Source organism: Peribacillus sp. Hz7, assembly GCF_042136355.1.
In the GTDB taxonomy this organism is placed as follows: Bacteria; Bacillota; Bacilli; order Bacillales; family DSM-1321; genus Peribacillus; species Peribacillus asahii_A.
This window is the reverse complement of the sequence record NZ_JBHHJV010000043.1, coordinates 1-13123: the sequence shown is the minus strand read 5'-3', so window position 1 is coordinate 13123 and position 13123 is coordinate 1. Positions and strand designations below refer to the sequence as shown.

At 37.1% G+C, this 13123-nt stretch carries 11 protein-coding genes, 2 rRNA genes and 1 riboswitch; of the genes, 11 read left to right on the top strand and 2 right to left on the bottom strand.

The genetic code is table 11. The features are described 5' to 3' along the window. A 16S ribosomal RNA gene (locus tag ACE199_RS23085) occupies positions 1–93 on the bottom strand; the annotation flags it as partial. A gap of 537 nt (positions 94–630) precedes the next feature. Between ACE199_RS23085 and ACE199_RS23080 the strand changes: the two genes are divergently transcribed. From ACE199_RS23080 to ACE199_RS23030, 11 genes are all read left to right on the top strand, one after another. Further along, positions 631–792: a hypothetical protein gene (locus tag ACE199_RS23080; RefSeq protein WP_164853315.1), complete on the top strand. Its 162-nt coding sequence runs from the start codon at positions 631–633 to the stop codon at positions 790–792. Between the two features lie 165 nt (positions 793–957). Further along, a complete protein-coding gene (locus tag ACE199_RS23075; RefSeq protein ID WP_375351864.1) occupies positions 958–1257 on the top strand; it encodes a transposase in 300 nt (99 codons plus the stop codon). Positions 1258–2890: 1633 nt separating this feature from the next. Further along, positions 2891–3319 (top strand): PA2169 family four-helix-bundle protein, encoded by a 429-nt coding sequence (locus tag ACE199_RS23070; RefSeq protein WP_375351863.1) that lies wholly within the window; start codon positions 2891–2893, stop codon positions 3317–3319. Between the two features lie 158 nt (positions 3320–3477). Beyond that, positions 3478–4392 (top strand): DMT family transporter, encoded by a 915-nt coding sequence (locus ACE199_RS23065; protein ID WP_375351862.1) that lies wholly within the window; start codon positions 3478–3480, stop codon positions 4390–4392. A gap of 71 nt (positions 4393–4463) precedes the next feature. Continuing rightward, a riboswitch (cobalamin riboswitch) is annotated at positions 4464–4654 on the top strand. Positions 4655–4819: 165 nt separating this feature from the next. Then, positions 4820–5887: a FecCD family ABC transporter permease gene (locus ACE199_RS23060; RefSeq protein ID WP_375351861.1), complete on the top strand. Its 1068-nt coding sequence runs from the start codon at positions 4820–4822 to the stop codon at positions 5885–5887. A gap of 5 nt (positions 5888–5892) precedes the next feature. Beyond that, complete coding sequence (locus tag ACE199_RS23055; RefSeq protein ID WP_375351860.1) at positions 5893–6702, top strand: heme ABC transporter ATP-binding protein; 810 nt, start codon at positions 5893–5895, stop codon at positions 6700–6702. A gap of 17 nt (positions 6703–6719) precedes the next feature. Beyond that, positions 6720–7703, top strand: coding sequence for an ABC transporter substrate-binding protein (locus ACE199_RS23050; protein WP_375351859.1), 984 nt, complete (start codon positions 6720–6722; stop codon positions 7701–7703). A 456-nt stretch (positions 7704–8159) separates the two neighbouring features. Then, the gene (locus ACE199_RS23045; RefSeq protein ID WP_252291999.1) at positions 8160–8357 is read left to right on the top strand and encodes an IDEAL domain-containing protein; all 198 of its coding nucleotides are present in this window, start codon (positions 8160–8162) and stop codon (positions 8355–8357) included. A 241-nt stretch (positions 8358–8598) separates the two neighbouring features. Beyond that, positions 8599–9585 carry a LacI family DNA-binding transcriptional regulator gene (locus tag ACE199_RS23040; protein WP_375351858.1) on the top strand — a complete coding sequence of 329 codons (987 nt, stop codon included), beginning with the start codon at positions 8599–8601 and terminating at the stop codon, positions 9583–9585. Positions 9586–9768: 183 nt separating this feature from the next. After that, positions 9769–11052 carry a histidinol dehydrogenase gene (hisD, locus tag ACE199_RS23035; protein WP_375351857.1) on the top strand — a complete coding sequence of 428 codons (1284 nt, stop codon included), beginning with the start codon at positions 9769–9771 and terminating at the stop codon, positions 11050–11052. A 42-nt stretch (positions 11053–11094) separates the two neighbouring features. Beyond that, positions 11095–12414 (top strand): GntP family permease, encoded by a 1320-nt coding sequence (locus ACE199_RS23030; protein ID WP_375351855.1) that lies wholly within the window; start codon positions 11095–11097, stop codon positions 12412–12414. A 588-nt stretch (positions 12415–13002) separates the two neighbouring features. Here ACE199_RS23030 and rrf read toward each other — a convergent pair. Then, a 5S ribosomal RNA gene (gene rrf / locus ACE199_RS23025) occupies positions 13003–13118 on the bottom strand. Between the last annotated feature and the right edge of the window lie 5 nt (positions 13119–13123).

Here is a 13123-nt window from a genome sequence, read left to right as displayed (position 1 = left end):
CTCAGGGAGCAAGCTCCCATTGATTCGCTCGACTTGCATGTATTAGGCACGCCGCCAGCGTTCGTCCTGAGCCAGGATCAAACTCTCCGATAGAATTTGACTTGCTCATGTTGTACTTTTTTAATAGTGTGTACTCACTTAAAAAATAAACGTTGGCGTTTCTGTTTTGTTTAGTTTTCAAAGAACTACGTCACCTTAGCGACATTCGTTATCATAACATAACTTCTCAAAGTTAGTCAATAACTTTTTTAAAATATTTTTCACACTAGAAATTAACTTAAACATCTACTTCCATCTTCGTTAATTTCTCAACACCTACTAAAAAATTATTTATAGAATTCGTAGTAGGAATTACAATGTTACTATTTTAACATAAAAAAGTCAACCTCTTTTTAAAAGTACTTTTTATCAACTTTTATTATTCGTTAACTTCTTAAAAATCATTTATTTGGCTAGAACCCCTTAACGGGAATTACAATATTACTATTTCAACATAAAGAAGTCAACATCCTTTTGAAAAACTATACTCTGATGAAACTTTTTTTGTATGTCGCCTTACTATAACGAACAAGATAAGAGAAATCCTTTATATTTCTGAAATAAAAATACAAGTGAACGGAGACTTAATGAATGGAACAGATTAAACAGTTGCTGCGCGATTACGGCTATCCTGAAGAAGAAATTCCAAATGTATTGAAAGAGCTCGGAACAACAGACTATGAACAGATAGAAAAAAGCATCATGCCTTATCGCGACATAACAGCTAATAGAGATAACCAAGACCGATTCTAGTTTTACGAGCCCTCACCTTAAGGAATATGAACAGGAAAGCCTAATGAGTAGGTGGGGGTAGTTCAAATTACGACGTCAACCACGTTCTTCCTCTTCAGCCTCAATGTATTTAAATGCTGTTTACTTCTCTTTTGTATAGTGAAGAATGATTATGAGGTGATAAAGATGGAGATTTTTTTAATTTTGGGCAGTATCATCGCTCCCGCACTAATGATTATACTTCAAAGAAAATGGTTTAAATTTCGGATTATTTTTCATGTAGCAGCGGTTTTATCAGCACTTATTTTTGGGAATATCGCTTCTATCTCCATCCATCAAATCATCGAAGATCAAACAGTATTCATGACCAATATCCACGCTTTATTTCTCAACCCTCTTTTCTTACTAACAGGGGTATATTTAGGCATATATCTACTCTATACGCTTGCTTTACATACATTGAATGATATCAGTCATTCAAATTAAAAAGCGGATTTATTTTGTTACTATTCTCCAATTACTCTTGCGCCAGTTTTCTTGGGCCTTCTTTATTTGAAAGGAAGATATATCCCGTCACTATGCGCACAAGTTCCCCCTTCGCTAATCTGAAGAAATAATACTCCACCAAAAATATAGAATTTTTATTGAATTGTGACTTTCCTCACTGTATAATTACTTTAAAAGAACTAAGTTCACTATTGTGGAAGAAAGAAGCCCTTTTGCCCCTTACTGATAGTCATACATTTAAAGAAACATTACGAACAAAGAGTTTTACAAGTATAAAGCAGGTTCATACTAATACTCTACTAAAACTCAAAACTTCAACCGCTTTTATTCTAAAATCTGTTCCTTATTTCAAGGACAATGACATAGTTAGAATAAAGGCGGTTATTTTTATTGTTAAGTACATTAATTTTCTAGACTGTAGCATGTACGTGTTTATTAGTTATGTATGGTTTAAGTATGTAATTATTAAAAATTATGCAAACGGCCGCTTATCCACTCGGATCAAACTTAATGTTTTTAATTACATAATACAAGGTATGATAAGCATAGGGTTTTATAACGGACCGTAGTAAGCTTCTACAAAGGGGCTGGTTGCTTTGCATAGACGTAAAAATATGCCTCTCATCCTTATTTTGTGTGTTTTCTTGCTCATATTCCTTGTCGTCAATGCTATCCGCAACATTAAAGTTTACATTGTATATAGTTCAGGTATTATGCCTTTATTATTTATAGGGCTCATAATCTTAATTGTTGCTATTCTTTATTTTAAACGTTCCTGAATAAGAAGCCAAAGGACTACCCCTTCCTTTTCTTGTTTTCTAGATTTTGTCCTTCAAGTTCCTGATGAAGGACGTTTCCCTGACCGGATTTCTCACTTTTGTCCTTCATAGCCCTAATGAAGGACGTTTCCCTGGCCAGATTTCTCACTTTTGTCCCTCATAACCCTAATGAAGGACATTTTCCTGCCCGAATTTCTCATTTTTGTCCTTCATAACCCTGATGAAGGACATTTTCCTGCCCGAATTTCTCATTTTTGTCCTTCATAACCCTGATGAAGGACATTTCCCTGCCCGAATTTCTTAATTTCGTCCTTCATACCTCTGATGAAGGACGTTTCCCTGACCGAATTTCTTAATTTCGTCCTTCATACCTCTGATGAAGGACGTTTCCCTGACCGGATTTCTCACTTTTGTCCTTCATAACCCTAATGAAGGACGTTTCCCTGACCGAATTTCTTAATTTCGTCCTTCATAACCCTAATGAAGGACGTTTCCCTGACCGAATTTCTTAATTTCGTCCTTCATAACCCTAATGAAGGACGTTTCCCTGACCGGATTTCTCATTTTTGTCCTTCATAACCCTAATGAAGGTCATTTCCCTAGCCGGATTTCTCGTTTTTGTCCTTTAACTCACTTTAAAGACAGCAAAAAAGGAATTATCTAAGGAGAATAATCGTTCAACTAAACGGAGGGGCTGCCCCGAAAGCCATTTTTCATGACTTTTGGGGCAGCGCTTTTTCATTTCCATGAAAGTGAATCACGCTCAATACTCAAACAGGCTACGAATAGCCCACCCCATAGGCAGCATAATAAAAGGAAAAGGAGGCGATTTTGTGGAAAAAGAGGTTATCATCGAAGAATTAAATACTTTATTAAGAGGTACATATATGGGAATACGTTCGTTTGAACATTATATCCAAAAGGTAGACGATGAGGAGCTAAAGAAAACATTTCAGTCTATGCAGCAGGATGTAAAGCTGAGTGCTCAACAAATAGCGGAACGAATTCAGAATCTAGGTGGAGTTCCCGCCGACGATGAAGGTGTCTCTGGATCCATGCACAGCTTTATGCATAAAGTCATGCTTCCTGATGATACAAACAAGATTATTAAGGATGCCTTAGAAGGATTAGATAACTACGGCGTTCAGTATTCCGAGGAACTTGTAAAGGGTGATTTAGATCCAGAAAGTAAAAAAATCGCTGAAAAAGTGATTGATACTAGCCGAAGACAGGTTGAAGAATTACGGTATTTATTACATTAATAATCCCGTCAGATTAGTGTTTTCCCTAGAAGGAATCAACTGTTCAATAAATGTTAATTTCTTCTAGGTAACTGAACACAAAAGCCCTCACCTTGTATCCAATATATCTAACGTTTGTTAGTATATAGTATGTCTAACTGAAAGGAGGAAAAGGCCCAGTGGATAACAAACTAGCATTGCTATTGATTGGTGCAGGGGCCTCGTTATGGGGAATTATCGGTCTATTTGTAACCTCTCTTTATGAAATGGGCTTTTCGCCGATACAGGTTGTTACAATTCGCGCCTTATCCGCAACTTTATTTTTAGTACTTTATATCACTTTTAAGAATCGCCAACTTTTAAAAATCAAAATAGCTGATAGTAAATATTTTATCGGAACCGGCATTTTTAGTTTTGTCCTGTTTAATTGGTGTGTGTTTAGCGCGATTAAAGAAACATCTATTTCAGTTGCGACCATTCTTCTTTACACAGCACCTGCCTTTGTCACTATTTTTTCAAGATTCATTTTTAAAGAATTACTAACGACAAGAAAAGTTTTAGCCTTACTTATAACTTTTATCGGTTGCTCATTTGTTATTGGCATCCTCCCAAATACGAATGAATCCATCTCACTATATGGACTCATTCTCGGACTTGGTTCAGGTCTTTTTTATGCCCTATACAGTATATTCGGGAAATTTGCGCTCAGAAAATATAACTCTTTAACCGTTACTGCCTATACGTTTTTGTTCGCAGCTATTGCAGTAACCCCTTTTAGTGGATTGTGGCTCGTGGTTCCTTTATTTTCAGATATAAAAGTATGGCTGTACATAATAGGTCTTGGCTTTCTCTCAACTATGCTGCCCTTCATTTTTTATACAAAAGGATTAAACACAATAGAATCAAGCCAAGCATCTATAATCGCTACAATTGAACCGGTCGTTGCATCTCTAGTAGGTTTTTTAATTTTCCACGAAAAATTGAATGTATGGCAATACTTCGGGATATTTCTAGTGATTGCGGCTGTCATTATTGTTCAAGAAACATCAAAAAAGACTAAAAAATCCGTGATTTCTAATGAGTTATCTCTATAAACTTGAAAATCAGCGTAATGTAAATAATATTAGACTACTATAAATATCTATGTTAAAATTCTCATTAATTTCAAATTTTAGATACTAATGGTGTGATTTCTCTTAGAAGATATCACTTAAAAGGGAAGTCGGTGTAAGTCCGACGCTGTCCCGCAACTGTAACGAGGAGTTCTATGACGATATGCCACTGTTTTAAAATGGGAAGGCTGTCATAGTGACGATGATTCGAAGCCAGGAGACCTGCCACTTAGTTTTCACCTGTAATGCCCACGAGGATGTAAGCAATTACGGACAATAAACAAGGCATATTTCTGTCTTTTGTTGATCATTTTGTTAAATCTAGGGTATTTCTATGCAAATCTTTTGCGTAGAGTACCCTTTTTTTATTGCTTCATACTCACTATTTTTTAATAGGAGTTACTAAACCATGACTAATCAAACACCATTCTCTAACAAAAAATTTATCCTCTTTTCCATCATTCTACTTCTAATTTTAGGTATTTCTATCACCCTGTCCATTATGATTGGATCCGTTTCTGTTACACCGGTGTATGTGTGGAAAGTTATTCTTTCTAAAATACCACTTTTACAAAATCTGATAGAGACAGATTGGAGTCGCTCACAAGAAATTATTATTTGGCAAATTCGTGTACCACGTGTGCTCCTTGCTGCTATTGTTGGTGCAGGATTGGCCATTGCAGGGGCTGCCATCCAAGCACTCGTGCGTAATTCCATTGCGGACCCATATATTTTAGGAGTTTCATCTGGGGCGACAGTTGGTGCGACTGCTGTCTTAATTTTAGGCGCCTTTTCATTTTTGGGAATTTACGCCCTTTCTGCAGCCGCTTTTATAGGTGCTTTTATTTCCGTATTATTTGTTTTTTTCTTGTCCCGTGTCGGCGGACGAATTTCTATTATTCGACTTTTACTAGCAGGAATTGCTGTGTCCCTTATACTGTCCGCTATTTCAAATTTTATTTTAATGATGTCGACACGAGAAGGCGGCATTAAAGCCGTCATGTATTGGATGATGGGGAGCTTAGCAGGTGCCAAATGGAGCTATTTACTCATCCCTACGATTACTTTTATATGTGTATTCATATTGCTTTGGCTCCATTATCGCCAGTTAAATTTATTACTGCTTGGAGAAGAGTCCGCAGTAACGTTAGGAGTTAACCTGCAGCGGTTCCGAATGCAACTGATTCTATTAGTATCTCTACTAACAGGTGTACTCGTCGCTGTTAGTGGTTCGATTGGGTTTGTCGGTTTAATTATTCCGCATATCGTACGTTTAATCGTTGGTTCCAACTATAAATACGTCATTCCGATTAGCGCATTGTTGGGAAGTATTTTTTTAGTATGGGCAGATGCACTTGCACGAATTCTAATTGCTCCAGAAGAAATGCCAATTGGAATTATTACAGCTATTTGTGGAGGACCATTCTTCATTTGGTTACTGCGCCGTAACAATTATTCTTTCGGGGAAGGAGATTAAAAGATATGACATTACAAGCCAACCATCTATCATACTCCATTCATGATAAGCAAATCTTGCATGAAGTGAGCATTCAAGTGAAGGAGCAGCAATTTGTGGGCTTAATCGGTCCTAATGGCAGCGGAAAATCGACCCTGCTTAAAAATTTGTACCGTCTATTAAAACCAGAAAGCGGCACGGTCTTATTAAATGAAAAAGATATTTTCAAGCAATCAAGTAAAATCATTGCTAAAAGTTTAGCCGTTGTTGGGCAGGAAACCCCTATCGTTTTTGATTTTCAAGTGCGTGATTTAGTCAGTATGGGACGAACCCCTCATAAAAAGTTGTTTGAAATCGATCACCAAAAAGATATTCAAATTGTAAAAGAGGCCCTATCCCAAACAGGTATTGCTCATTTGGAAACACGCAACTTTAGTTCCCTTTCAGGAGGTGAGAAAAAACGTGTCATGGTGGCCCGCGCCCTCGCTCAGCAAGCGAATATACTGATTCTGGATGAACCGACGAATCATTTAGATATTCAGCACCAGTTACAGCTGATGGACTTAATTCAAACTTTACAGTTGACTGTTATCGCTGCTTTGCATGATTTAAATATAGCTGCCATGTATTGCGACCAAATCTATGTATTGCAACATGGGCGTATCGTTCGTTATGGAACACCAGAAGAAGTACTCACACCCGAGTTACTGCGTGATGTATTTGGTGTATACGCCGAGGTTCAACAACATCCACTTACGGGCAAGCCGCATCTAACCTATATATCTGAACAATTTCTCAAGGCAGCTCCGAAGGAAACTTCGTCTATAATAATCTAAATCAAGGGAGAAAAATGATGAAAACATACAACAAATTTTTGAACATATGTCTTTCTGCTATACTACTAATCGTTTTAACTGCGTGTGGCAGCTCGACAGAACAAAGCAGTAATGTAAAAGAGGATACAGAAAATGAAGTCACGATTGTTAATAATGATATTACAACTGTTTACACAGAAGCACCTAAACGCGCCATTAGCTTAAACCAACATGTGACAGAAATCATGCTAGCATTAGGTTTAGAAGACTCAATGGTTGGTACAGCTTATTTAGATGATAAAATTTTGCCTTCTCTCCAAGAGGACTATGATCAAGTACCCGTGTTGGCGAAAGAATACCCAACAAAAGAACAGGTTATTGATGCAGAAGCAGATTTTGTATATGCAGGATGGACAAGTGGTTTCTCTGAAAAAGGAATTGGTACACAAGAAGAATTGAAGGAATTAGGGATCCATACATATCTCCATAAATCGTCAGATATGACAAGCCCAACACTTGAGGATATTTTTGAAGATATTCAAAATATCGCGAAGATCTTCCGTGTTGAGGAGCGCGGGGATGAACTTATAGCCCAAATGAAAGCCGATGTAGAGAAAGTACAAGCTAACTTACCAGAGGTTGATGAGAGAGTAAACGTCCTTATTTACGATAGTGGTGAAAAAGAAATTTTTACAGCGGGCCAAAACTTTATGAATGAGATTACGAAGCTTGCAGGCGGCCATAATATCTTCTCCGATATAAAAGATGGTTGGGTAACTGTATCTAAAGAAGATGCAGTAGCGCGTGATCCAGAAGTCATTGTCGTTATCGATTATGGTGACACTAGTGCAGAAAGTAAAATTGAATTTTTAAAACAGGATCCAGCCTTAAAAGAAACACCAGCGGTTCAAAATGAACATTTTGTCATTTTACCACTTTCAGCAGCATCTGAAGGCATACGCGCAGCACAAGCCATTGAAATTTTAGCAAAAGGATTTTATCCAGAAAACTTTAAAAAGTAAATACTGTCAAAAAGCATAAAGAGAATGATATTTTTCTTTATGCTTTTTCATATTAATAAACATTACACTCATCCTAGTCCCCTCGTTGAATCAAACTACTCCCCATAATACCTGTACGAAATGATTCCCTCTGAGTTTAAAGCAGATTTTTTATTTATAGGTGTATAAAAAATTGATAGTTTGGTAATGATATAGATAAGGAAGTTATGTTAAAGGAGGCAAAATGATGTCAAGAGAAAGCCAATTAATGTTGTCTAATTTCATTGATAAAAACCAATTTAATCTAAACTCTTACCTCACATGTTTGTTTCATCAATTTTATAATAACCTTCCTAATCAACCTAAGAAATAAGATAAATCAACCGGATATAAATAACATAAAACTGCTGATAAAAGTATTTGAATTTTCTGAAAACTATTGTTATAATAAAAAAAAGGTCAAGGAGTTGATTTTCAATGAAAAAGAATTTGCTTAGCACACCAACAATTAATGAGGTAAACATTATGGACTCTGAACTTGCTGAAATGGTGTTAAACAAAGTCCTTTGTGATTTCCGAAAAGAGCAACTTCGAATAGAGATCGATCGATCATTAGAGAATCGAAACAAAGAAGAATTCCTACGATTAACAGAAGAATTAAAACGTATTTCTTAAATCTGTTATATACATCGAAATGATTTTAAGATAAAACAGCGTAAGAAGCCTGGACAAGGCTTCTTTTTATTGTCCCTTCTCTTTTGCAAATAAAACGTTAAATTCATTTGTGTTTTGCTATAATGATAGAGTTATGATGACTCGAGGGACAATAGTACACTTGCATTGGCAATCCCCCACTTGAAAAGTTCAGTATTTTCAACTATATTAACAAACAATATATTAAGTTAGGGGTATATATATGGTAAGGAAAGTTGTATCAGCAATGGAAGTTGCTAAATTGGCAAATGTATCTCAATCGACGGTATCACGGGTGTTTACACCAGGAGCAAGCGTCTCAGAAAAAACAAGAAAGAAAGTATTGAAAGTAGCAGAAGAACTGGATTATCAACCTAATGCATTAGCAAGGGGCCTCATTACAAGAAAAACAAATATGGTTGGCCTAGCAATGAAAGATATCCAGAATCCGTTCTATCATGAGGTTTTAGGGATATTTACAAAAAAGCTAAGAGCACAAGGATATTCTGTATTATTTGTATATACGGAAAATGAAGAAATTCAACAAGAAGAAATTAATCATTTCTTAGAATACAACGTAGAAGCTGTTATTGTAACGGATGCCCTTCTCTCTTCAAAAGTCGTGGCGAAACTTCAAGATTATGATATTCCTGTCACATTATTCAATCGACATGATAAAAATTTATTATGTAATTCTGTCAGCTGTGACAATATCAGCGCTGCCAACGAAATTGCTGCCTATATTTACGAAAAAGGTTATAAGGATATTGTTTTTATTACAGGGAGAATTAATACATCCACAAGCCAAGACAGACAGAAAGGATTTACAGACTTTTTTAAAAATAAAGGGATCGATATCACGATATTAGAAGGAAATTACACATACGAAAAGTCCTTTAATCTTACAAGAAGTATGCTGGAAACTGGACATAGACCTGAAGCCATTTTTGGAGCTAATGATATAACCGCTTTAGGTGCGTTAGATGCGCTAAAGGAAAAAAATATTTCTGTTCCAGATGAGACGATTGTAATCGGATTTGATGATATAAAAATGTCATCCTGGCCTAATTATGCCCTATCAACCTGGGTACAGCCTATAGAGCAAATGGTTGACGAAACCATTAATTTATTAATGTCCGATTCAAATCATGACCAGTATCAAACAGTTAAACTAAAGGGTCACTTCATTCATCGTAAAACCACGAAATAGTATGAATATTTTATATATTGACAATTGTAAACGTTTACCTTATGATTCTATACAAGCGATGATAAATCATGTTTTTGCATGTGAATGCAAAAACTTAAACTTTTTTGCATACGTATGCAAATTCTTTTTTTCTTTGTTTTGCATACGTATGCAATATACTATAAAAAAGGGAGAGATTGTAACATGGCAACTTATTTAAAACAAGGTAAAGTAGCGGAAGATATTCAAAAGGACGATGCAAAGGTTTCTGCAATCGTTAGTTCTACTATTAAGCAAATTGAAGAAGAAGGCGATAAAGCTATCAGAGAATTGTCGGAAAACTTCGATAAGTGGAGCCCTGAAAGCTTTCGTTTAACGGAAGAGCAAATCGAGGGAATCTGTGCTTCTATTCCGGCACAAACTGTAGAAGATATTGAATTTGCCCAAAACAATATTAGAAGATTTGCAGAAGAACAAAGAAAATCTATGACAGATATTGAAGTAGAAACAATGCCAGGTGTTATTCTTGGACACAAGAATATTCCAGTAAACAGTGTAGGCTGCTACATTCCTGGAGGACGTTATCCAATGGTTGCTTCCGCACATATGAGTGTACTGACGGCTAAAGTAGCAGGTGTTAAAAGAGTCATCGCCTGCACTCCACCGATTAATGGAGAGATTCCAGCTGCAACAGTCTATGCAATGCATAAAGCTGGAGCTGACGAAATTTATATTCTTGGCGGAATCCAAGCGATGGCTGGAATGGCAATCGGTACAGAAACAATTGAACCTGTAGATATGATCGTTGGACCTGGTAACGCATTCGTTGCTGAAGCAAAACGTCAATTATACGGGCGCGTTGGTATCGACTTATTTGCTGGCCCAACAGAAACATTAGTTGTTGCTGATGAAACAAGCAATCCGGAAATGATTGCAACAGATATTCTAGGACAGGGTGAACACGGACCAACTTCACCAGGTGCATTAATCACAACTTCTAAAGAAATTGCTGATGAAACAGTTAAAGAGATTGAAAGACAATTACAAATTTTGCCTACAGCTGATGTAGCAAGAGTGTCTTGGGAAGATTATGGACAAATCATTTTAGTTGAAGACGAGCAAGAGGCTTTAAAAGAAGCAGACCGATTAGCATTCGAACATGTTGAAATCCTTACAAAAAACCCTGATTTCTTCTTAGAGAATATGACAAATTACGGCTGCTTATTCTTAGGACCTGAAACGAATGTTGCTTACGGAGATAAAGTAATCGGAACAAACCATACGTTACCTACAAAAGGTGCAGCAAGATATACTGGCGGACTTTGGGTAGGTAAATTCTTAAAAACGGTTACATATCAAAAAGTTACATCACCAGAACAAAGTGCCTATATTGGTGAATACGCAGCTAGACTTTGCCAATTAGAAAACTTCGCTGGTCATGCTGAACAAGCATTACTACGTGTTCGCAAGTACGGAAAGAAAAAATAAAGGAATATCCGGTCCTTTATATACAGAAGGTAGGTAGCTTATATGATAAGTATGTTTGGGTTAATTGGAGGCTTAATTTTATTAACCGTTCTCGTCATGAGAGGCATGAATCTACTAATCGTTGCTCCAATCTCAGCACTGTTCGTAGCAGTGCTGAACGGAGTGCCGCTATTCCCCCAGTTTGCGGCTAAAGGAGAAGTAGATTTCATTACTGGTTACATGAGTGGCTTTGCAGGATTCATTACATCCTGGTATTTGATGTTCTTAGCAGGTGCTATTTTCGGTAAAGTTATGGAAGATAGCGGTGCCGCAGAAAGTGTATCACATTGGATTGTTTCAAAAATCGGAATGAAACACGCTGTGCTCGCTGTCGTGCTTGCCTGTGCAGTTTTAACATACGGAGGCGTTAGTTTATTCGTTGTAGCTTTCGCTGTATATCCAATGGCAGTCAGTTTATTTAAAGAAGCGAATTTACCTAGAAGATTTATACCAGCAGCATTAGCTTTTGGTTCTACTACGTTTACTATGACTTCTGCAGGATCACCTGAAATTCAAAACTGGATTCCTATTCCTTACTTACAAACAAGCCCGTATGCAGGATGGGAAGTTAGTTTAATTGTAGCTGTATTTATGCTTATATTCGGATATATATGGCTCATGAAAATGATTAAAAAAGCTGTTAAAAATGGTGAACATTTTATTGAAAGAGAAACAGATAATACTGAGATAAGAACAAACCTGCCCCATCCATTATTAAGTTTAATTCCTTTATTAGCTGTTCTTATCGTGGCATTCGTTTTCCATGAGTCGTTAGCTCAATCTGCTTTGATTCTTGCCCTACTAAGCGGTATTATTGCCACATGGTTATTAAACAGAAAATATTTCAGAAACTTTGGGAATGCAATTGGTGAAGGAACAGCTGGTGCACTGATTGCAATCGGGAATACTGCTGCGGTAGTTGGTTTTGGAGGAGTTGCCAAAATAACACCTGCATTTAGCACCGCAGTTGATTTCATGACGAGCATTCCAGGCTATCCATTAATCGGAGGAGCTTTAGCCGTTATGGTTATTGCCGGATTAACAGGTTCTTCATCTGGTGGTCAATCCATTGCGCTCCCTATTCTTGCTCCACACTATTTAGATATGGGAGTTAACGCAGAAGCCCTTCATCGAACGGTATCCATCTCATCCGGTACGTTAGATTCATTGCCTCACGGAGGATATACGGTAACAACCATTAGGGCCATTGCTGGTGAAACACATAAAGACGCCTACCCTGCATTTGGTGCCATGACGGTAATTGTACCGATTGTATCAGTAGTACTTGCTGTTATCTTGTTCTCGATTGGTTTGGGGATTTAGGTTAGAAATAAAAGAAAGCGCTTTTACTTTCTTATTCATAAAGCCGTATGTAGCGATGCTACATACGGCTTTTATGTGTGCATTAAAGGTACCGTCAGAAAAAACGATGTCTTAATGACTTGATCAAGGAAGGGAGAAATAAAAATCATCCTTAACGGATGGTTTTCTCTGTAGCCGAAAGCCTTTGTTACTGACCGAACCTCAAAAAGATTTGCTTTTTGCTTTCGTTTCCTTTTCTTTACCTCCTACCTGTAAATCGATTAATGTATTCCGTCATACTTAATCATTCTGCGACTATATTATCCTGAATCTGATTATGTATACGTTCTTCTATTACCTTCTTGTTTCTTCCGACTGTTGCCATATGCTATCTGAGTACACCAGAATTTTTGTGACGATTACATCGCACTTTAGTGCGTGGAGTATTTTTTTAATGCCTTTCATGACTTTACTATATATTACTCATCTTCTGTATTTAGAGGAGTTTTTAATACCGCGCTGAAAGCTCTTTGAATCCTAGGCTAGACCTAGGGTTTTCCTTTTCATAGACAAAAAAACAGCCCCTACTACTTGGGGCTGTTCGCTTTTGCCTGGCAACGTCCTACTCTCACAGGGGGAAACCCCCAACTACCATCGGCGCTGAAGAGCTTAACTTCCGTGTTCGGAATGGGAACGGGTGTGACCTCTTCGCCATCATTACCAGACATTA